This window comes from Erwinia oleae, assembly GCF_000770305.1.
GTDB lineage: Bacteria > Pseudomonadota > Gammaproteobacteria > Enterobacterales > Enterobacteriaceae > Erwinia > Erwinia oleae.
The window spans coordinates 66,223-87,447 of sequence record NZ_JNVB01000024.1; the positions used below are offsets into that span (position 1 = coordinate 66,223).

The 21,225-nt window shown below is 53.3% G+C and carries 20 protein-coding genes; 10 read left to right on the plus strand and 10 right to left on the minus strand.

Annotated elements, in window-relative coordinates; all coding sequences use genetic code 11:
* Positions 1 to 61: 61 nt before the first annotated feature.
* Together rlmI and hspQ are read left to right on the plus strand one after the other, a co-directional pair.
* Positions 62 to 1,252: a 23S rRNA (cytosine(1962)-C(5))-methyltransferase RlmI gene (rlmI, locus tag GS12_RS09965; protein WP_034946439.1), complete on the plus strand. Its 1,191-nt coding sequence runs from the start codon at positions 62 to 64 to the stop codon at positions 1,250 to 1,252.
* Between the two features lie 59 nt (positions 1,253 to 1,311).
* Positions 1,312 to 1,626: a heat shock protein HspQ gene (hspQ, locus tag GS12_RS09970; protein ID WP_034913912.1), complete on the plus strand. Its 315-nt coding sequence runs from the start codon at positions 1,312 to 1,314 to the stop codon at positions 1,624 to 1,626.
* 27 nt (positions 1,627 to 1,653) lie between these two features.
* Here hspQ and GS12_RS09975 read toward each other — a convergent pair whose 3' ends face one another.
* A complete protein-coding gene (locus GS12_RS09975; RefSeq protein WP_034946441.1) occupies positions 1,654 to 2,070 on the minus strand; it encodes a CoA-binding protein in 417 nt (138 codons plus the stop codon).
* A 186-nt stretch (positions 2,071 to 2,256) separates the two neighbouring features.
* Here GS12_RS09975 and GS12_RS09980 point away from each other — a divergent pair, with 186 nt between their 5' ends.
* Positions 2,257 to 2,895: a YccT family protein gene (locus GS12_RS09980; protein ID WP_034946492.1), complete on the plus strand. Its 639-nt coding sequence runs from the start codon at positions 2,257 to 2,259 to the stop codon at positions 2,893 to 2,895.
* Positions 2,896 to 2,978: 83 nt separating this feature from the next.
* Positions 2,979 to 3,437, plus strand: coding sequence for a methylglyoxal synthase (mgsA, locus tag GS12_RS09985; RefSeq protein WP_034913910.1), 459 nt, complete (start codon positions 2,979 to 2,981; stop codon positions 3,435 to 3,437).
* A gap of 5 nt (positions 3,438 to 3,442) precedes the next feature.
* Here the strand turns inward: mgsA and helD are convergent, their stop codons facing one another.
* Entirely contained in the window at positions 3,443 to 5,497 is a 2,055-nt protein-coding gene (gene helD / locus GS12_RS09990; RefSeq protein WP_034946443.1) for a DNA helicase IV, read from the minus strand.
* Positions 5,498 to 5,619: 122 nt separating this feature from the next.
* Here helD and GS12_RS09995 point away from each other — a divergent pair, with 122 nt between their 5' ends.
* Positions 5,620 to 6,066 (plus strand): YccF domain-containing protein, encoded by a 447-nt coding sequence (locus GS12_RS09995; protein ID WP_034946445.1) that lies wholly within the window; start codon positions 5,620 to 5,622, stop codon positions 6,064 to 6,066.
* Between the two features lie 7 nt (positions 6,067 to 6,073).
* On the plus strand, positions 6,074 to 8,200 hold the full coding sequence (yccS, locus tag GS12_RS10000; protein WP_034946447.1) for a YccS family putative transporter: 2,127 nt from the start codon (positions 6,074 to 6,076) through the stop codon (positions 8,198 to 8,200).
* A 26-nt stretch (positions 8,201 to 8,226) separates the two neighbouring features.
* Here the strand turns inward: yccS and GS12_RS10005 are convergent, their stop codons facing one another.
* Positions 8,227 to 8,823: a TfoX/Sxy family DNA transformation protein gene (locus GS12_RS10005; RefSeq protein WP_034946449.1), complete on the minus strand. Its 597-nt coding sequence runs from the start codon at positions 8,821 to 8,823 to the stop codon at positions 8,227 to 8,229.
* Positions 8,824 to 9,038: 215 nt separating this feature from the next.
* Here GS12_RS10005 and sulA point away from each other — a divergent pair, with 215 nt between their 5' ends.
* Together sulA and ompA are read left to right on the plus strand one after the other, a co-directional pair.
* Complete coding sequence (gene sulA, locus GS12_RS10010) at positions 9,039 to 9,548, plus strand: SOS-induced cell division inhibitor SulA (RefSeq protein WP_034946453.1); 510 nt, start codon at positions 9,039 to 9,041, stop codon at positions 9,546 to 9,548.
* Between the two features lie 350 nt (positions 9,549 to 9,898).
* The gene (ompA, locus tag GS12_RS10015) at positions 9,899 to 10,972 is read left to right on the plus strand and encodes a porin OmpA (RefSeq protein WP_034913892.1); all 1,074 of its coding nucleotides are present in this window, start codon (positions 9,899 to 9,901) and stop codon (positions 10,970 to 10,972) included.
* Between the two features lie 70 nt (positions 10,973 to 11,042).
* Here ompA and matP read toward each other — a convergent pair whose 3' ends face one another.
* Positions 11,043 to 11,504: a macrodomain Ter protein MatP gene (matP, locus tag GS12_RS10020; RefSeq protein WP_034946456.1), complete on the minus strand. Its 462-nt coding sequence runs from the start codon at positions 11,502 to 11,504 to the stop codon at positions 11,043 to 11,045.
* 172 nt (positions 11,505 to 11,676) lie between these two features.
* Between matP and GS12_RS10025 the strand changes: the two genes are divergently transcribed.
* Together GS12_RS10025 and fabA are read left to right on the plus strand one after the other, a co-directional pair.
* Positions 11,677 to 13,431, plus strand: a complete 1,755-nt coding sequence (locus GS12_RS10025) for an AAA family ATPase (protein WP_034946459.1) — start codon at positions 11,677 to 11,679, stop codon at positions 13,429 to 13,431.
* A 68-nt stretch (positions 13,432 to 13,499) separates the two neighbouring features.
* Positions 13,500 to 14,018: a bifunctional 3-hydroxydecanoyl-ACP dehydratase/trans-2-decenoyl-ACP isomerase gene (gene fabA / locus GS12_RS10030; RefSeq protein WP_034913884.1), complete on the plus strand. Its 519-nt coding sequence runs from the start codon at positions 13,500 to 13,502 to the stop codon at positions 14,016 to 14,018.
* Positions 14,019 to 14,066: 48 nt separating this feature from the next.
* Here fabA and rmf read toward each other — a convergent pair whose 3' ends face one another.
* From rmf to rlmKL, 6 genes are all read right to left on the minus strand, one after another.
* Positions 14,067 to 14,234 carry a ribosome modulation factor gene (gene rmf / locus GS12_RS23315; RefSeq protein WP_072016874.1) on the minus strand — a complete coding sequence of 56 codons (168 nt, stop codon included), beginning with the start codon at positions 14,232 to 14,234 and terminating at the stop codon, positions 14,067 to 14,069.
* A 280-nt stretch (positions 14,235 to 14,514) separates the two neighbouring features.
* Positions 14,515 to 15,081 (minus strand): membrane integrity-associated transporter subunit PqiC, encoded by a 567-nt coding sequence (pqiC, locus tag GS12_RS10035; RefSeq protein WP_034946461.1) that lies wholly within the window; start codon positions 15,079 to 15,081, stop codon positions 14,515 to 14,517.
* Positions 15,081 to 16,721: an intermembrane transport protein PqiB gene (gene pqiB / locus GS12_RS10040; RefSeq protein ID WP_034946464.1), complete on the minus strand. Its 1,641-nt coding sequence runs from the start codon at positions 16,719 to 16,721 to the stop codon at positions 15,081 to 15,083. The genes pqiC and pqiB overlap by 1 nt, the downstream gene beginning before the upstream one ends.
* Positions 16,708 to 17,982, minus strand: a complete 1,275-nt coding sequence (gene pqiA / locus GS12_RS10045) for a membrane integrity-associated transporter subunit PqiA (RefSeq protein WP_034913876.1) — start codon at positions 17,980 to 17,982, stop codon at positions 16,708 to 16,710. Before pqiA ends, pqiB begins: the two co-directional genes overlap by 14 nt.
* Positions 17,983 to 17,999: 17 nt before the next feature.
* Positions 18,000 to 19,904, minus strand: a complete 1,905-nt coding sequence (locus GS12_RS10050; RefSeq protein WP_034946467.1) for an ABC transporter ATP-binding protein — start codon at positions 19,902 to 19,904, stop codon at positions 18,000 to 18,002.
* The coding region (gene rlmKL, locus GS12_RS10055) for a bifunctional 23S rRNA (guanine(2069)-N(7))-methyltransferase RlmK/23S rRNA (guanine(2445)-N(2))-methyltransferase RlmL (protein ID WP_034946469.1) at positions 19,904 to 21,225 on the minus strand (1,322 nt) is incomplete at its 5' end. The genes GS12_RS10050 and rlmKL, both read right to left, overlap by 1 nt.

The following is a 21,225-nucleotide window of genomic DNA, read 5'->3' on the forward strand; positions in this document are numbered from 1 at the left end:
GCAATTTGTCGCCAGGCACCGGACAATAGCGCCTGTTTTTCTGACTTTAAGCATAGCAAATATGACCGCTCGTTTGATTCTTGCCAAAGGACGTGAAAAGTCCTTACTGCGTCGCCATCCCTGGATTTTCTCTGGCGCTGTTGCCCGCCTTGAAGGCCAGGCCAGCTCTGGCGAAACTATTGACGTCTGCGACAGCCACGGTAACTGGCTGGCCCGTGCCGCCTGGTCGCCCTCTTCGCAAATTCGTGCCCGCGCCTGGAGCTGGCACCAGGACGAGGCTGTCGATACCGAATTTTTCGTGCGTCGTCTGACGACCGCACAGCGGCTTCGCGACTGGCTGGCCCAACGCGATAACCTGGACAGCTATCGCCTGATTGCAGGCGAATCGGACGGTCTGCCCGGCATTACTATCGATCGCTTTGGTAATTTTCTGGTGCTGCAACTGCTTTCGGCGGGTGCCGAGTATCAGCGCGCGACGCTCATCACTGCCCTTCAACGTTGCTACCCCTCCTGCGCGATTTACGACCGTTCAGACGTCTCCGTGCGTAAAAAAGAGGGGCTGCCGCTCACCTCAGGCGTGGTGCTGGGCGATATGCCGCCTGCGTTGTTGCCCATCACCGAGCATGGAATGAAGCTTCTGGTGGATATTCAAACCGGCCACAAAACGGGTTATTACCTTGACCAGCGCGACAGTCGCCTGGCCACGCGTCGCTATGCTGAAGGCGGTCGCGTCCTGAACTGTTTCTCCTATACCGGGGGATTTGCCGTTTCAGCGCTGATGGGCAACTGCCAGCAGGTCATCAGCGTTGACACCTCCCAGGCCGCGCTTGATGTCGCCAGGCAAAACGTCGAGCTTAACCACTTAGACCTGTCTAAAGCGAAGTTCGTGCGCGATGACGTCTTTAAGCTGCTGCGCCGCTATCGCGAAGAAGGCGAGCAGTTCGATCTTATTGTGATGGATCCGCCCAAGTTTGTAGAAAACAAGAATCAGCTTGCGGGCGCCTGCCGGGGTTATAAAGATATAAATATGTTGGCGATACAGTTGCTTAAGCCAGGAGGGACGCTGTTAACGTTCTCCTGTTCCGGGCTGATGCCAACGGATCTTTTTCAGAAAATCATCGCCGACGCCGCGCTGGATGCGCAGCGTGACGTACAATTTATAGAACAGTTCCGGCAGTCGGCAGATCATCTGGTCATCGCCAGCTACCCGGAAGGACTCTATTTAAAAGGATTTGCCTGCCGCGTACTGTGACTTGAAAACGCCGCCTTTGTCCCCATTTCAGAGGTGTGCATGTTTTACAGGAGGTCACAATGATTACCAGCAAATTTGGCCCGGGTCAGCAGGTTCGCCACAGGCTGTTGGGTTTTTTAGGTGTTGTGGTTGATGTCGATCCACACTATTCCCTGGAGGATTCGCACGATGATCTCGCCGAAAGTGAATCGCTGCGTAATGCGCCCTGGTATCACGTGGTGATTGAGGATGAAGACGGCATGACTGTCCAGACCTATCTGGCTGAAGCACAGCTATCCTGGGAGCAGCCGGACGGGCATCCTGAACAACCTTCGATGGATGAATTGGCGGCCTCAATACGTCATCAGCTTCAGGCACCTCGTCTCAGAAATTAACAAAACCCCGCCCGGCGGGGTTTTTACTCAGCGCTTTTCAAGACCAAGACGTGGAATTTCGATCTTAGGACAGCGATCCATCACCACTTTCAGCCCGGCTTTTTCTGCCAGTTCAGCAGCCTGCTGATTGATGACGCCCAGCTGTAACCAGAGCGATTTTGCCCCGATGGCAATCGCTTCCTGCGCCACGCCATACGCCGCTTCGCTGTTTCTGAAAACATCCACCATATCCACCGCTTCGGGAATGTCTTCCAGTCTGCTATAAACTCTCTGCCCCAACAGCATCTGCCCGTCAAGCTTTGGACTCACCGGCGTCACTTTATAACCTTGCGAAAGCAGCCACTTCATTACACCATAACTTGCCCGATGGGTTTTATCGCTCGCACCAACCAGCGCGATATGGCGCGTAGATGTCAGCAGTTCAGCAATCATTTTATCATTCATGACTTTCTCCTTATGACCTTCCCTTTTAGTCTATGCGCTGACAGCATTTATGGAATAAACCAGCGTCATAACAGCAAAAAATAAGGCCATACCGCACAAATAAATATGTTAAAATGTAAACATTCTGCTTTACTGAAAAAAATTGATACATTCAGCGCTTACGCACTGCTGCGCATTGGAGAAAGAATGAAGCTGCGTCTGGTCATGGCAGGCTTATTGATAATGGTAACTGCGGCATCTTCGCAGGCAACCACCCTTAAGCTCGCTTCGGATATTGACCTGTTGGTCCTTGATGGACGTAAAATTTCCGGTTCGCTACTCAAAGGTGCCGACGGCCTGGAGCTTGATCGCGGGCAGCATCAATTACTGTTTCGCGTTGAAAAGGATCTGCAAAAAAATTCGCACAGGGGCTCATCATGGATCTCTGCTCCGCTGATTGTAACGTTTACAGCCCAGGCAGAGTCAATCGCTATCAAACTCCCGCCGCTGGAGACGCTCCAGCAGGGGAAAGCCTTTGATAAACATCCTTATTTTGAACTGATTGACGAGCACGGCGCGACCATCAATAGCCAGCGTGATTATCTTTCGAGTAATGAGAGCAACTTCGAACAGGCGATGATCGCCTATAATCTTCAGCGTAACGTTGCTTCCGTTCCGCGTTTTGCCCAACCCCATCTCTCCAACGCGCCGGCTGACAATATGTCCACCGACATGGTAAGCATGGAACATCCTACCGGTCGTCTGCTTCAGCTCTGGTATCGTCAGGTGGACTCCGCCACGCGTCAACGCCTGGTTCTGCTGATGCAGGCGCTGCGAACCAGTTGATGTCTGTCGTTTGACAGCCTAAACTCGATACGCGATTGGGCAGACCTGTTCTGTCGTCATCTGCTACGAACCAGGAAACCGGCATGGATCTTACCACCCGTACAATTCAGAAGAAAAAACACATCGCGCTGGTTGCGCACGATCACTGCAAAACGTCGCTGATGCAGTGGGTTGATATCCATAAAGACGTGCTGAAAGCGCATACTCTTTATGCGACCGGCACCACAGGCAATCTTATTCAACGTGCAACCGGCCTGCCGGTTGAAGCGATGCTCAGCGGCCCGATGGGTGGCGATCAGCAGGTGGGCGCGCTGATCTCTGAATCGAAAATTGATGTGCTGTTCTTCTTTTGGGATCCGCTGAATGCCGTTCCGCACGATCCTGATGTCAAAGCCCTGCTGCGGCTGGCAACCGTCTGGAATATCCCGGTGGCCACAAACCGCAGCACCGCCGATTTTATTATCCATTCGCCGCTTTTTGCACAGCAGATTGATATCAGCATTCCTGATTATCAGCGCTATCTTGCAGAGCGCCTGAAGTAACTGCGCTAGGGCCTGCGCAGTATCGGCACGCCGAGCTGCCTGAATTCTTCAACAAATACCGACGGATTTTCTTTATTATAAAGCAGCCACACCTGCTGCTTTGCGCGTGTAATCGCGACATAGGCAAGCCGGCGCTCCTCCGCATCGGGAAAATCTTCCGGCGTTGGGAGCAGGGCCTGCTCGATTACCGATTCCCGCGTCGGTGCCGGAAATCCTTCCCGGCCCTCTTCTAATCCAAGCAGCAATACATAATCCGCCTGCTGTCCTTTGCTGGCATGGATAGTTAAAAATTCAACTTTAAGTTTTGGCCAGCGGGTTTTTGCTTTGTCCATCAGCGCAGGGCGCAGAAAATGATAACGCGCGAGGATCAAAACCCGCTCCTCTGGCCGGGCATAACCGCTAATTTTATTAAGCAGATCTTCCAACTGGGATTCAGGCAGCAGTGAAATGGACTTTTTATTGCCTTTGCTCAAACTGTTCAGCGCTTTTTTTAACTGATGCGGATTGCGCTGGATAAAGCCATTGGCTTTTTCACCAATGCGATCGTTGAACCGGTAAGTCGTATCCAGTACGCAACGATCGCCTTCGCCAAAATAGTGATGAAAAGCGGTGGTTAGCGTCATTTCCGCACCGCTGAAGCGATAGATGGCCTGCCAGTCATCCCCTACAGCAAACAGCGTGGTTTGTTTGTTTTGTCTTCTCAGTGCCGTCAACAGCGCCGCGCGCTGCGGTGAAATATCCTGAAATTCATCAACCAGAATATGCTTCCAGGGACTGATGAAACGTCCCTTATCAAGGATGTTCACCGCCTGATGGATAAGCCCTGAAAAATCAACCGCGCCCTCTTCTTTTAGCGCGCCTTTCCAGGCTTTCATGATGGGCGCCATCAGTTTTACGCGTTTGCTGAACAGCTCGCGAACCTCTTCAGGCGCAGAGTCAATCATTGCCGCCTGCGCGCCGCCGTGCATCCGCATCAGCCCAAGCCAGCGCTCAAGCCGTCCCGCCAGCCTGCCGGCAAGCCGATCGTCCTGCCAGAAGGCGCTTTCATCCGAGGTCCAGTCCAGCTCGTCCTGTAACCACTGACGCCAGCCGTTGGCGTGCGCTTTTTTCTCGCTACACTGCTGACGCCAGGTATCAATAAGTAATTTATGGCGCAGCGCGATGTCAGTTTCCAGCCTGCTGATAGCGGGCGTTTTATTGCTGCCCTGCTGAATAATGTTCAGCGCGAGCGAATGAAATGTTCGCGCTTCAATGCCTTTGGCATCAAGACGCGCGCTGATACGCTCGTTCATCTCTTCAGCGGCTTTGCGCCCGAAGGCCAGCAGAAGGATCTCCTGCGGCGTCGCCTGCTTACGAAGCAGCAACCATCCTGCGCGCGCGACCAGTACCGACGTTTTGCCGCTGCCCGCGCCTGCCAGCACCAGCAGCGCCTCTTCGCCGTTGACCACCGCTTTTGCCTGAGAGGCATTGAGAGGTGAAGTTTCTACACGGTTGAAAAAGTCAGCATGCGCGTCGAGCATTTTTTCAGTCCATTGAGCGTTTCTCTTCTGTCGCGTTGCTTCACTGCTGTCCAGCCATTGCAGGCAGTGATGATAAGCTTCCCGGCAGTTATCGAACGCGACCAGGCGCGACGTGGGTAACGGTAGCGACGCAAATGCCTGAAGAATGCTCTCACGGCACCCCGCCATATCTTTACGTTTCAGCCACTTGTCCTGCTGTTCAAACCCGCTGAGTTTTGTCACCTGCTCATCCAGAACACCTGCTGCGACCGCGCTCATCTCTTCGCTCCAGCGCCGCCACTGCTGGCTTAGCACATGATAAAAGCGTTGGGTTTCCTGCCATTCCGTGCCGTGTAGTCTCACAACTTTTTTGTCCGGCAGGGTAAATTCCAGCTCGCCCCACACCAGGCCGCGTTTGCACGTGATGTCCAGCAGTTGATTGAACGGGATCAGGTATTGATGCTTCTCTCCGCTGACTTCAACGCCAGCGGTCAGCAGCCGCACGCGGTTGTATGGATGCTGCGCCAGATGCTTACCCAACGATGTTGCTTTCAGTTCCATGAAGAGACCCTGGCTGCTGTTAACGGTTCTGGCGTTAGTTTACCCGTCCACAGTGTACCGCTCCAGCCTTAAAACGCGGTACAATCAGCGCATTGCGTTCTGCACGTTTCAGGGAAACTACTATGCGTACCGTTTTAAATGTTCTGAATTTCTTTTTGGGTGGATTTTTCCTCACGCTCTGCTGGCTGTTTGCCACGGTAGCCAGCATTGTTTTTGTCTTTACCCTACCGTTAACCCGCTCCTGTTGGGAGATAACCAAACTATCCCTTCTGCCCTACGGCAATGAAGCGGTACACGTTGATGCGCTCTATCCGGACAGAAAAAATGCTCTGCTGAACACCAGCGGCAGCCTGCTGAATATTATCTGGCTGATCTTTTTTGGCTGGTGGCTGTGCATCTTACATGTCCTCACTGGTATAGCGCAGTGCCTGACGTTGATTGGCATTCCTGTCGGTATTGCGCATTTTAAAATTGCCGCCATTGCTTTATGGCCCGTAGGGCGCCGCGTGGTTTCAGTGGAAGTGGCTCAGGCCGCTCGCGAGGCAAACGCCCGCAGCCGTTTTAACTGAGATCGACATGCGCCTAACGTTTACCTCCGGCCTGCGTCGGTATGCTTATAACAGCGCGCTTTTCTACAACCTGCGAATTTTCTTTGCGCTTGCGGGTACGGCGAGCGTGCCCTGGTTTATGGATCAGATAACGTGGACCATCCCCCTTACGCTTGGAGTGGTGGCGGCGGCGCTGGCAGATTTGGACGACCGCCTGGCGGGCAGACTGCGCAACCTGTTGATTACGCTTGTATGCTTTTGCGTTGCCTCGGTTTCAGTTGAGCTGCTTGCCCCGACGCCGTGGCTGTTTACGCTGGGGCTGGCGGTATCCACTTGGGGATTTATCCTTTTAGGTTCGCTGGGACAGCGCTATGCCACCATCGCCTTTGGTGCGCTGCTGATCGCCATTTATACGCTGCTGGGCATTCAGCTCTTTCCACAGTGGTATGTGCAACCCATTCTTTTGCTGACGGGTGCCATCTGGTACAACCTGCTGACGCTGGCCGGACACCTCATTTTTCCGGTACGTCCGCTTCAGGAAAACATGGCGCGCTGCTTTGAAGAACTGGCGGTATGCCTGGAAGCGAAGGCAGGATTGTTCGATCCCGATTTAGAGGATGACAGCCCGTCACTGATTGAAATGGCGATGGCCAACGGCAAGCTCGTGGCTACGCTTAATCAGGCAAAAAACTCCATTCAGTCCCGCCTGCGCGGCGATCGCGGCCAGCGCGGCACCCGCAGAACGCTGCACTACTATTTCATTGCGCAGGATATTCATGAGCGTGTCAGCTCCTCTCACGCGCAATATCATGCGTTGCGCCATGAATATCGCGACAGCGACGTTTTGTTTCGCTTCCAGCGCCTGCTCTCTATGCAGTCAAGAGCCTGTCAGCAACTTGCAGGCTGCATTCTAATGCGGGATACCTATCAACACGATCCGCGCTTCGAACGCGCGTTCTTGCATCTGAATGAAACGCTCGATCGTCTGGAAAAAGACCGGCCGGCAAACAGCGATATCAAAGCGATGCATTATCTTCTTAATAACCTGAAAGCTATAGACGCACAGCTGGCGACGGTTGAATCTGAACAGGCGCTGGCCGCAGGCGTTGATAACACCCTCTCAAGCGAAGGGTTGAACGGCTGGGCAGATATCAGGCTGCGATTCAGTCGACATCTTTCACCGGAATCTCCCCTTTTTCGCCACGCGGTGCGGATGTCCTTGCTGCTGTGCGCTGGCTACACCTTTATTCAGCTAACGGGTATGCAACACGGCTACTGGATATTGCTGACCAGCCTTTTTGTTTGCCAGCCAAACTATAACGCAACCCGACGGCGCCTGGCGCTGCGCATCGCCGGTACGCTGGCAGGTATCGTTACAGGCCTGCCACTACTCTGGCTGGTGCCCTCCGTTGAGGGTCAGCTTGTATTAATTGTGGCTTCCGGCGTGCTGTTTTTCGCATTTCGTCAGTCACAATATGCGCATGCCACGATGTTCATTACCCTGCTGGTTCTTTTCTGCTTCAACCTGCTCGGTGAAGGTTTTGAGGTGGCGTTGCCGCGCGTGGTGGATACGCTTCTCGGCTGCGGCATTGCCTGGCTGGCGGTGGCTTTTATCTGGCCGGACTGGCGCTTTCGACGTCTCTCTTCGGTTGCAGAACGGACGCTAAAAGCCAATTGCCGTTATCTCGATGCCATCCTTGTGCAATACCATCAGGGTAAAGACAATCGCCTTGATTATCGCATTGCGCGGCGTGATGCCCATAACGGCGATGCGGAACTGGCTTCAGTCGTGTCAAATATCTCAGCAGAAAAAAATACGTTGCCGGGTACACGGGAGGCAGCCTTTCGCTTGTTATGTCTGAATCACTCGTTTTTGAGTTATATCTCTGCGTTAGGTGCCCACCGTGAAAAAATTACCCGTGAGGCAATGTTGACGCTGATGGATGACGCCGTTTGCTATGTCGACGACATTCTGCATAGCGATCCCATTAATGAAGAGAAGGCACAGCGTCAACTTGCCGATCTTGCGCATCAGATTGCCATTCTGGACGCCGATCCTGAAACAAAAGAGCCATTAATTTTGCAGCAGGTCGGATTACTGGTAACGCTGCTGCCGGAAATAGCGCAATTAAAGACCCACATTCAGAACCATTAACTCAGTGCTAAAGCGGCAATATGCGCTTACACCGTCTGGCAATACCAGCAGAACAGCTCATCTTTCACTGACTGGGGTAATGCCTGACAGTGATGGCCGCGAATAGCACCTTCCAGGGCATATAAGACATTGAGACTGAGGTTGGTATTGCTGGCGCGCAATCTGAGCCAACATGCTTTTGCGCCCTCCTGCTTCAGCCGCTCAACGGTATCAATACCCACTCTGCGAAGCTGATGTTCGATACGTATACTGAGGTTAGGTAAATCCTTCAGCCTTATGTTGCTTGAATCAAGCGCACGCTGTTGGCGAGCGCCCTCAAGACATAACTGGCTTAACGTCAGAAGCTGCCCGGGCGATTTCCACAGTTCCGAATCTACGCGATAGTAATCAAGAATAATTGGAATGCCCCTTTTCTTGAGGCATAGCGGCTGCATGTCGTGTTCAATAAGGTAGGGTTTCACCTGTTCACAAGCGCGAAGATAGAGCTCTCCTTCCGATACCAGCGCAAAAACAACTTTATCAATCGATAAACTGTACCCACCAAACTGGCTTCTGCTGTCTATATTACCCAGTTCGATAAGTTCTTGTTTGGCCTGTGCTATTTTTATTTTTGAGTGATACATCTTTTTCTCCTTTTTGCCTTCAGCTACCAGAGTCCGAAGGCGTTTCCTTATGCAAGAGAGAAAGTATGCAATAGCGATTACAGGTTCAATTACTAATTAGCGTTACGGCCATTTTCATCGCATTTTTGCGAAGCATTTTCAAAAAATTCATGTTGATCTTTAGTTTCGCACAGGATACTGTTTATCCATACAGTATCACTACAGGCGAAGCTACCATGCAAACTCACTCTCTGAAAAAACATCGCGTTAACCGCAGGTACAGTGAGACCTCTGCCAGCGCGATCTCTGATTTTTCCGCTGCGCCGGGTTTGATTAGCGAACTCGTCTATAGTGAAAATCAGCCCGGACTGACCCAATTGCTTTTACTGCCTCTGCTACAGCAACTAGGCACGCAATCGCGCTGGCAGCTCTGGTTGACGCCGCCGCACAAACTTAGCCGTAACTGGTTACGCGATGCCGGCCTGCCATTGAATAAAGTTATGCAGGTGCCGCCAACCGAAGCGATAACCACGGTTGAAGCAATGATTAAAGCGCTACAAACGGGTAATTACAGTGTTGTGCTGGGTTGGATTTCTGAAGAAATTTCGGTCAGTGAACGGTGCAGACTTCAACAGGCTGCGCGTTCAGGTCAGGCTTTAGGCCTGATCATGTGTCCGGATCGCGCAAATTGTGCGCCTTCAAGACCGCTTAATGGGTTAAAAATTCACTCAACTTTGTATCATTAAGTAAAAATAAGATTTTTCTCAGCGCGCCCTTTATTTCCTGTACCGGTAACCGTCTGATATTGCTATGGCGCGGCCGGACAAGGAGTTAGCTCTATTTTGCATCATATAGTCCTGAGAAATTTTCACTGAAAATGTGAAAATTTATGTAGAAAACCTCTTTTTTTTTACTGACTCACGTAACATCTTACTTGTAACTTTGCTGGTACGTTGTAGACTTTACGTCGCCAGGGTGCTCAATAATCACCTTTTTTGGATGAGACACAATCGAGCTTACATAACCCGGCGAAGGATTTTAATCAAAGAGCTAATGAAAGCTCATTGCCTATTTGGATGATAACGAGGCGCAAAAAATGAAAAAGACAGCTATCGCAATTGCAGTGGCACTGGCTGGCTTCGCTACCGTAGCGCAGGCCGCCCCAAAAGATAACACCTGGTATACCGGTGCGAAACTGGGCTGGTCTCAGTATCACGACACTGGTTACTACGGTAACGGTTACACCAACAATGATGGCCCAACTCATGAAAGTCAGCTGGGCGCCGGTGCATTCGGTGGCTATCAGGCTAACGAATACCTGGGCTTCGAACTGGGTTATGACTGGCTGGGTCGTATGCCTAATAAAGGCAATAACGTCAATGGCGCATTCAAAGCACAGGGCATTCAGCTGGCTGCTAAACTGAGCTACCCAATTGCTGACGATCTGGACGTGTACACGCGTCTGGGTGGTATGGTATGGCGTGCAGACTCTACTCAGCAGAACACCGCTACTGGCAACCGCATCAGCGACCACGACACCGGCGTATCTCCGCTGGCTGCTGTAGGTTTCGAATATGCACTGGACAAAAACTGGGCAACGCGTCTGGACTATCAGTGGGTTAACAACATCGGCGATGCGCAGACTGTAGGCACCCGTCCTGATAACGGCATGCTGAGCCTGGGCGTGTCTTACCGCTTTGGTCAGGATGAAGCTGCTGCTCCAGCACCAGCTCCGGCTCCAGCGCCAGCGCCAGTTGTTGAAACCAAGCGTTTCACACTGAAGTCTGACGTTCTGTTCACCTTCAACAAAGCTTCTCTGAAGCCAGAAGGTCAGCAGGCTCTGGATCAGCTGTACACCCAGCTGAGCTCAATGGATCCTAAAGATGGTTCCGTTGTTGTTCTGGGTTACACCGACCGCATCGGTTCTGACCAGTACAACCAGAAACTGTCTGAAAAACGCGCTCAGTCTGTTGTTGACTACCTCGTTTCTAAAGGCATCCCTTCTAACAAGATCTCTGCACGCGGTATGGGTGAAACTAACCCTGTTACCGGCAACACCTGTGACAGCGTGAAAGGCCGTAACGCCCTGATCGATTGCCTGGCACCGGATCGTCGCGTAGAAATCGAAGTTAAAGGCATCAAAGATGTTGTGACTCAGCCTCAGGGCTAAGCTACCTCATTCAGAAAAAACCCCGCAGCTGCGGGGTTTTTTTTTGCTGAAAATTGTGCGGAAAATACCGTTATGACGGATTTGGTTTGCCAAGTATGGCTTTCAGATCCTGCTTAAGGGATGACATCTGGCTGGCATATTTCTCTTTTCTTTCAGCATCCTCAATCAGCTGAACAATAGTTTCTGATAGCGTGCTGCTTCTGCGATGCGCGAGGCCTGCCAGGCGCTGCCACACCAGATATTCCAGGTCGATAGATTTTTTGCGTGTATGCTGATGCTCGGCATTGAAATGACGCTTGCGACGAGCGCGGATGGTCTGCTTCATTCTGTTTTGCAGCGCAGGGTTGATGTGTTCCTCGATCCAGGCAAGCACTTCAACCGGGCGATTTTCCATTGCCAGTAATTCTTCTACGGCAACCTGCGCCGCACTGAACTCCAGGTAGCGGGTTATTTGCTCGCCTTCCCGGTGCTTTTTCACCAGATATTTCCATTTCCAACCGCTTTCAAGATTTTCCAGTTGCTGATATTTCATCGGAATCTCATCTGTCCACGTAACAGGGTTAGAATAACAGTTTTTTCTTACGCAACCGCAGATAAAACAGAATCGTTATCATCTCAACATGAAGAGCGGCGTATGTCTACGATGCTTAACGGACTAAGATCTTGTATAATGCCGCTTTTCATTGAGAATAAATACGATAACTTTGACCAGCAACCGACTTGAATGGCGTAACTTACAGCCTGATACCGACAGCATCCTGCCCTTTTTTGCACAGGCATATGACGCCGACGCCAGTTGTTTTGCGCTGGTTCAATCACGTCTTTTTGACGGGCTAAAACTGCTGCTGGCAACCTCAGCAAGCATGCCGCTGATGATGGTAAAAACATCAGAAACCGTTGATTATCAGGCGCTGCTTCAGCATGAGCTTGCCACGCTTGACGACGGCAATGCCCCTGAGATTTACGGCGGCTGCTATACCGTTGACGGCGCGTCGGTGACCTGGCAGCCAGCCGGTTCTGCGCAGGATAATTTTGCCAGCGTGGGCGGCGTGCGGCGTGCTGACTGGATTGAAGCCGAACAGCTTTTTGGCTGCGTTCGCCTTCAGCAAAACAGGGTTCAACTTGAACCAGGCCTGCTTCACCGCGCGAACGGCGGAACAGTGATCCTCTCCATTCGCACCCTGCTGGCACAGCCGTTGCTCTGGCTTCGCTTAAAGCAGATCATGACCAGCAAGCGCTTCGAATGGCTTTCTCCTGACGAAACGCGCCCGCTTCCTTTATCGATTCCTTCAATGCCAATGGAATTCCGTCTGGTGTTGACCGGTGAACGCGATGCGCTGGCTGATTTTCAGGAGATGGAGCCCGAACTTACTGCGCTGGCGATTTACAGCGAATTTGAAGAGAACATTCAGATTGTCAGCGAGGAAGAGCTGGTGTTGTGGGCTAAATGGGTTTTTGCCCTTATCGCGCGCCACGCCCTGCCGCCGGTTGCGGAAAGCGTCTGGCCCGTACTGATCCGCGAAGCCGTACGCTATACCGGCGATCAGGATACGCTGCCGCTCTGTCCCGCGTGGATTGCACGCCAGCTTCAGGATGCGGCGCTGTATTGCACGGATGCTGAAATCAAAGGTGAAGATCTTGAATCTGCGCTTGAGAGCCGGGCCTGGCGCGAGGGCTTTCTCGCCGAACGCGTGCGTGATGAAATCCTGCTGGATCAGATTGTTATTGAAACCGAAGGCGAAACCATCGGCCAGATTAACGCGCTCTCCGTGATAGAGTTTCCTGGTCATCCACGCGCCTTTGGCGAACCGTCGCGTATCAGCTGCGTTGTGCATGTAGGCGACGGCGAATTCACCGACGTCGAGCGCAAAGCCGAGCTGGGTGGCAATATTCATGCGAAAGGCATGATGATTATGCAGGCCTGGTTGATAGCAGAACTGGAGCTGGATCAACAGCTTCCCTTCTCTGCATCACTGGTTTTTGAGCAGTCCTATTCGGAAGTAGACGGCGACAGCGCCTCGCTTGCAGAACTTTGTGCGTTGATCAGCGCGCTGGCCAGTCAGCCCATCTTTCAGCATATTGCCGTGACCGGGTCGGTCGATCAATTTGGCCGCGTCCAGCCCGTTGGCGGTCTTAATGAAAAGATTGAGGGCTTTTTCCACATCTGTAATCAGCGCAATCTTGATGGTAAACAAGGCGTTATCATTCCGGCGGCGAATGTGAGACATCTTTCGCTTCAGCAGGAGGTTGTTGACGCCGTGCGTGAAGAAAAATTCCATATTTGGGCGGTAAATAGCGTTTACGAAGCGCTGCCTCTGCTGACGGGAGCAGAGTGGGATAAAGAAACGGGCCCCTGTCTGCTACGATCTATTCAGGAGCGTATCGCACATATTAATCAGCTGGATGCTCGCCACCGCGCATGGCCGCTACGCTGGCTCAACTGGTTTAACCAGCGCTGATCGGACTTGTTCAGCATACACCTGTTCGCTAACCTTCGTGGTTCACTAAAATAAGGCTTATTTAAAACATGGTAGATAAACGCGAATCCTATACAAAAGAAGACCTCATTGCCTCTGGTCGCGGAGAGTTGTTTGGCGCGGAAGGCCCGCCATTACCTGCCGGCAACATGCTGATGATGGACCGCGTGGTAAAAATGACCGAAGACGGCGGTAACTACGGTAAAGGCTTTGTTGAAGCCGAACTGGATATTTCACCCGATCTCTGGTTCTTTGGCTGCCATTTTATTGGCGATCCGGTGATGCCTGGCTGTCTGGGTCTGGATGCGATGTGGCAGCTGGTTGGATTTTATCTGGGCTGGCTGGGCGCTGAAGGCAAAGGCCGTGCGCTCGGCGTGGGTGAAGTGAAGTTCACTGGCCAGGTTTTGCCAACCGCGAAAAAAGTTTCATATCGTATTCACTTCAAACGCGTTATCAACCGTAAACTGGTAATGGGCGTGGCCGATGGCGAAGTGCTGGTAGATGGTCACGTGATCTATACCGCCACCGATCTTAAAGTCGGACTTTTTAAAGATACTTCTGCTTTCTGAATCAAAAAACCTCCGCTTTGCGGAGGTTTTCCCTTTACTGACACCCGGCTACACGGTAACCGATCTGTCCTCCATGGCTTGTCGCCAGCCTCCCAACCAGTGAGATTTCGCATCTATCAGTTGATAGGGGCACATATCTTTGGATCGCCCGGAGATCCCGGCCTGATAACCTCGTGAATGTGCCCGTTCAAGTCGATCTCGTTTCTGTCTCTTCATCATGCCTGTAATCCTCTTTTTCAGGTCAGGTGGACTCTGGTGGAAAGAAATCAGTGGTTAAATAACGTGCAACCACCTTTCTTTTTTACTGCCTTTAAAAATAAAAATCAATGCGCAAATTTCACCGCTTCGTCATCAGGATGAAACGTGGGAAGGCATCTTCAGCGGTTTAAAGGTGTGAAAAAGAACGGCAAGCAGTTGGTTAAAAAAGAAAAATCCCTGTGCGCTGCAAAAACGTGTTTGCAGCGGACAGGGATTGTGTGCTTAAGATTAATAGTTTTTATTGATTGTTGCGGATCGCATTAGCGATTTCATTCGCTTCTTGCTGCCAGCCTTTCGCCAGCGTGCGGACCAGCGCATCGTACCCATCTTCGTTCTGCGGCATGGTCAGAGCAAAGCTGCGTTTCTCTATTTTGCCCTGATGTTCCAGCACCCATTCACCGCTGACAATCGCCTGACCGTCGTAGCGACCGTGAAAACCAGTAACGTTAACGTTCAGCTTGTCCTGCTGTTGACCCAGCGGCGACGCGGAAACCAGACTGCCCGGCAGCGCCTGGCTGAGGTTCGCCAGCAGCGTTTGCTGTAGCTGCTGGTCAAGCGGGCTGGCCCACAGATTATTGCTGGCGATAACGTACTGCACATCGCTGCTTTGATAGACAACGCCATTGCCTGCCAGATAATCCGGTACGCTAACATGCTCCACCCACACCGTCGGACGACCGGCATCAACCTGACTGCTGACCGTCGCCAGCTTATTGCCCGCAGGCAACTGATAGTAGTTTGTCTCTGGCGTGCTGCTACAGGCGGTTAAGGCCAGCGCTAACGCCACGGGGATCCATCTCATCATTATTTCGCTCTCTTCGGCTGTGGGTCCTGACCGGGTTTCGCTTCAAATACCAGCGCGTTACTCTTACTGTTCAGCGTTTTCAGCACGGGCTGAAGTTCACGAAGCACCTGATCCAGACGCTGCATATCACCGACCATACGCGAATATGCCGGTGAGCCAGGCTGGAAGCCCTTCATGCTGCGATTCAGTTCACGCAGGGTCTGCTGCATATCCGCAGGCAAGTCCTTCATCGACTGGCTTGAAGTGATTTGATTCACATTATCCAGCGTTTTTTGCAGTTCACGCAGCGTCCTCTGGCTCTCTTTCAGCGTGCCGGTCGCCTCATTAAGCACCGGATTGAGCGGCAGATTATTAATCTTATCCAACGCATCCATCAGTTTTTGCTGGATCTGCGCGAGGCCGCCGCTCACAGTTGGAATCAGTTTATAGCCAGCAAACGACGTGACACCGGCAACAGGTTTGGCATTTTTATAGAAATCCAGATCGATATAGAGCGAGCCGGTCAGCAGGTTCGCTGATTTCAGCGAAGCACGGAGGCCATTTTTGATACCGTCTTTCAGATGCTGATCAATATCAAAATCTTTACCGAGCATGCTCTGGAAGCGATCCGGTTCGATACGGATCAGCACAGGAATGCGGTAGTCGTTGTCCAACTGCTGCGCTACTTTATTGGATTTGTACGGAACTTCAGCCACGGTGCCCAGGCGAATACCGCGGAACTCTACCGGCGCGCCGGGTTGCAGGCCGCGAATCGAGTCGCTGAAGAACATCAGGAAATCTTTGTGAAGGGTATAAAGCGAATCCTGGATGCTGCGCTGATCGTCAAACAGCTTGTACTCCGCTTTATTGGCCGCCACGTCGCCCAGCTCCCAGCCGTTGGGCACATCAAAACTGACCCCGCCGCTGAACAGCGTGGTGAGCGATCCCATTTCAACCCGCATGCCGGAAGCGGACATATCCACGGCGATGCCGCTGTCCTTCCAGAAACGCACGTTGGTGGTAACCAGGCGATCATAAGGCGCGGTGATGAACAGTTGATAGGTCATCATCCGCTTATCGGGATCGAACTGGCTGGTTTCAACCGATCCCACGCGATAACCGCGGAACAGCACCGGATCGCCGGGGTTTAGCTGCCCCGCTTTTGCACTGTCCAGGGTGATATGGACGCCTTTTGCATCTGGCGATGCCAGCGGCGGTGAATCCAGCAGTTGATATTGCTCTTTTTTACCGCCCTTATTGCCGGGTTGCAGTTCGATATAGGCGCCGGACAACAATGTCCCCAGTCCGGTCACGCCTTCGCGGCCGATAGAAGGTTTCACCACCCAAAAGGCGCTGTCTTCCTTCAGCAATTTTTCCATGCCGGAATTGAGCCGGGCGGTAATTTCAACATGATGCAGGTCATCGGTCAGCACGGCACTTTCGACCACGCCAACGTCAACGCTACGGCTTTTAATGGTGGTTTTCCCGCCTTCGATGCCTTCCGCATTGGTGGTGATGAGCGTAACTAACGGCCCCTGATGGCTGAAGTGATAGAACAGGATCCACGCGCCGATAAGCACGGTGACAATCGGGACAATCCAGACCGGCGACCAGCGTTTGATCTGCTCAACCTTCGCGCTGTGGTGGTTATTTTCCTTCAATGCTCGGCTCCTCAAAACTCTTTTCACGTAATCGATCCCACGTCAGTCGGGGATCGAACGTCATTGACGCGAACATGGTCAGAATAACCACTATCGCAAACAGCAACGCCCCGATGGCGGGATAAATACTCATTAACCTGCCCATGCGCACCAGCGCCGAGAGGACGGCAATCACAAAAACGTCGATCATCGACCAGCGGCCAACAAATTCGACCACCTCATAAATTTTGTGCATTTTTTCGCTGTCGTGATGCGTCGGCCCGTTGCTGCGAGCATCCCAGCAGAGCCAGCCTATCGCCAGCATTTTCAACGAGGGAACCATGATGCTGGCGATAAAAATTACCAGCGCAACCGGATACGAACCGTCACTCCACAGCAGCACCACGCCCGCCATAATCGTCGAATGGGTTTTACTGCCCAGCGATTCCGTCACCATGATCGGTAACAGATTCGCCGGAATATAGAGCATAAAAGCGGTGATGAGCAGCGCCATTGTCCATTGCAGGCTGTGTCTGCGACGCGCGTGGCCAGCGGTGCCGCAGCGCGGGCAAACCGTTTGATCAACAGGCAGCACCGCCGTGCAGCAGCGGCAGGAGCGCAACCCCTGGCGCAGCCCGCTGATGGCCGGCACAGGCTCTGCCGGCAAAGGCGGCGGCGATGCGATCCGCTGCCAGAGCCAGCGCCGATCAACGCACTGAAACGCGCGCAGTTGCAGCACACAAAAAAGGCACCAGGGAACAAAACTGGTGCCAATGCCGATATCGCCATAGGCCATCAGCTTCACGAAACTCACCAGCACGCCGACGAGAAAAATTTCGGCCATGCCCCAGTTTTTCAACTGAAACAGCACGCGCGCCATGCCTCGCCTGAGCGACTGCGGCAAACGAACGGGATTGACCAGCAGCACAATCCCCACCATGCACACGGCGGGCATCGCCTGCACGAACAGAATAAACAGCGTCGCCAGGCTGCTGTAATCTTCAGAGACCATCACCTGTGGAATACGCCACAGGCTGATCTGACTGCTCAATCCGGCAACGTGCATATTAACGAAGGGAAACAGGTTTGCCAGCAGCAGCATAAACAGCGCCGCCAGCGCGTAACCCGTTGGCCGACGCTGCGGCTCCACCCAGGCGGCGGCCAGCGTGGTATCGCAGCGCGGACAACTGGCTTTGCTGCCCGGCGCAAGCTCAGGCACTTCGGTCATCAGGTCGCACTGCGGGCAAAGCATCCAGCGGTCGGGGTGGTGAGAACCGCACATAGTTAACCTCTTCGCGGTTAGCCGTTTTTCAACGATTCAAGGTATTCCCAGCGTTCAAAGGCGGCTTCCAGATCCTGTTCCGCCAGCGCCAGCGCATCCAGCACGGGCTGCGTTACCTCATGCGGCTGGCCGAAAAAGCTGGCATCAGCGACCTGCGCCTGAAGCGTTTCGAGCTGCTTCTCCAGTTCTTCCATTCTTTGCGGCAGCTGTTCCAGTTCGCGCTGTAAGTTATAACTCATCTTAGCGGCTGCACGTTTTGCCGGCTCGGCTTTTACGCTTTCCTGCGGAACGGATGAGGTTTTGATCGCCGCGCGCGACTGCTTTGATGCCGCGCGCTGCTGCTGCGCATCGTGATAACCACCGACAAAGGCACCGATATCGCCGTTGCCTTCAAATATCCAGCATTCCGTCACGGTATTATCCACAAACTGACGATCGTGGCTGACCAGCAGCACGGTGCCCTGATAGCCGTCGATCAGTTCTTCCAGCAGCTCCAGCGTTTCCACATCCAGATCGTTGGTCGGTTCATCAAGGATCAGCAGGTTGCTGGGCTTGAGAAACAGGCGTGCCAGCAGCAGACGGTTACGTTCTCCGCCGGAGAGCGCTCTTACCGGCGTCATGGCGCGTTTAGGATGAAACAGAAAATCCTGCAAATAGCCAAGCACGTGACGCGGCTTGCCGTTCACCATTACTTCCTGCTTGCCCTCAGCGAGGTTGTCCATCACGGTACGATCGGGGTCCAGCTCGGCGCGATGCTGGTCGAAATAGGCCACTTCCAGTTTGGTACCGATATGCACGCGGCCGCTGTCGGCTTTCAGCTGACCGAGCATCAGCTTCAGCAGCGTGGTTTTCCCGCAGCCGTTAGGGCCAATCAACGCAATCTTGTCGCTGCGCTGCACCTGCGAGGAGAAATCCCGCACCAGCTGTTTTTCGGCCACACGATAGCTGACGTTCTCCAGTTCAAACACAATCTTCCCGGAGCGGCTGGCTTCTTCGACCTGCATATTGGCTTTGCCCAGCACTTCACGGCGCTCGGCACGTTCGTTACGCAACGCTTTGAGCGCGCGGACGCGGCCCTCGTTACGGGTGCGGCGCGCTTTAATGCCCTGACGGATCCACACCTCTTCCTGCGCCAGCTTGCGGTCGAACTCCGCGTTCTGCATCTCTTCCACACGCAGCGCTTCTTCTTTTGACGTCAGGTAGAGATCGTAATCGCCTGGCCAGGAGACCAGTTTGCCGCGATCGAGATCGACGATGCGCGTCGCCATATTGCGAATAAACGAGCGGTCATGCGAGATAAAAATAATGCTGCCCTGGAACGTTTTCAGGAAGCCTTCCAGCCAGTCGATGGTTTCGATATCAAGATGGTTAGTCGGTTCATCAAGCATCAGTACGCGCGGATTGCTGACCAGCGCGCGGCCCAGCGCCGCTTTACGCAGCCAGCCGCCCGAGAGCGATGAAAGCGGCGCATCCGCCTCCAGCCCGATCTGCTTCAGCACGTCATGAATGCGGTTTTCAAGCTGCCAGAGGTTTTGATGATCGAGAATGCTTTGAAGACGCCCCATCTCATTGAGATTTTTTTCGCTGGGATCGGTCATCACCAGATGGGAAATGGCGTGATAGGCTTTCAGATACTCCGCCTGCTCGTTGACGCCTTCGGCAACAAAGTCATAAACCGAACCCTGAACATCGCGCGGCGGGTCCTGCTGCAAACGCGAAACCACCAGATCCTGTTCATAAATGATGCGACCATCGTCCAGCGGCTGTTCGCGATTGATGATCTTCATCAGCGTGGATTTGCCCGCGCCGTTGCGGCCCACCAGACAGACACGCTCGTTCTCTTCAATATGAAGTTCGGTATTATCTAACAGCGGCGCGTCGCTGAAGGAGAGGTAGGCGCCATGGATACTGATCAGTGACATTAAACATCTTCCTTACCGGCATGAGTAATCAGCCAGCAGTTATGGATCTGACGGTTGCGGGCAAAGTCCTGCGACTGGGTTTTGTCGGTTATTTCCTGCGCGGTTAAATTCAGCGCAGCGAGTCCGGCAAGATCCATTTTGAAACCGCGTTTGTTATTGGAGAACATAATAGTGCCGCCCCGGCGCAGCAGCCGCTTTAAATCTTTCATCAGTTGCAGATGATCGCGCTGCACGTCGAAGCTCTCTTCCATGCGTTTAGAGTTGGAGAAGGTGGGCGGATCGATAAAAATCAGGTCGAACTGTTCGTCTGATTCACGCAGCCAGCTGAGGCAGTCGGCCTGCATCAGGCGATGCTGCCGTCCGGTCAAATCGTTAAGGCGCAGATTGCGCTCCGCCCACTCCAGATAGGTACGCGACATATCCACCGTAGTGGTGCTGCGCGCCCCGCCCAGGCCGGCATGCACGCTGGCACTGCCGGTATAGGCAAACAGATTCAGGAAATCTTTGCCGTCGCTCATTTCGCCCAGCATTTTGCGGGCAATGCGGTGATCGAGGAACAGGCCGGTATCCAGATAGTCGGTAAGATTGACCCACAGGCGCGCGTTAAACTCTGAGACTTCCATGAAGTCGCCTTTTTCGCCCAGCTTCTGATACTGGCTTTTACCCTTCTGCCGCTCGCGGGTTTTCAGCACCAGACGGTTCGAGGGCAGATCCAGCACGCTGAGCGTGGCGGATATGACATCGAAAAGGCGCTGGCGCGCTTTTGCCGGCTCGATCGTTTTTGGCGGCGCGTACTCCTGCACCACGATCCAGTCGCCGTAGCGATCCACCGCCACGTTGTAGTCCGGCAGGTCGGCATCGTAAACGCGATAGCATTCGATCCCTTCCTGGCGCGCCCATTTGTCCAGCTTCTTAAGATTCTTACGCAGACGGTTGGCATAATCTTCAGCAATCTGTCCGCGTCCTTCGGACGACGCGCTGACCGCCAACTGATAATTTTTCTGCACGCAGTCGAGCGGGCCGTTTTTCGCCTTAAACTGACGTCCGGCACGCAGTTGCAGACAGCTTAATAACTCTGGCGAGGCGCTGAACAGCGACAGGTTCCAGCCGCCAAACTGGCTTTTCATGATGCGGCCCAGCTGGCTGTGCAGCGCAATCAGCGCCGGTTCGCTGTCCAGCCGCTCGCCATACGGCGGGTTGCTCAGTACCGTACCTGACGGGCCATCCGGCAGCGGGTTCTCAAGCCTGATGACATCCTTCACGCTAAACTCAATCAGATCCGCCAGGCCGGCGCGACGGGCGTTTGCGCGCGCCCGTTCGA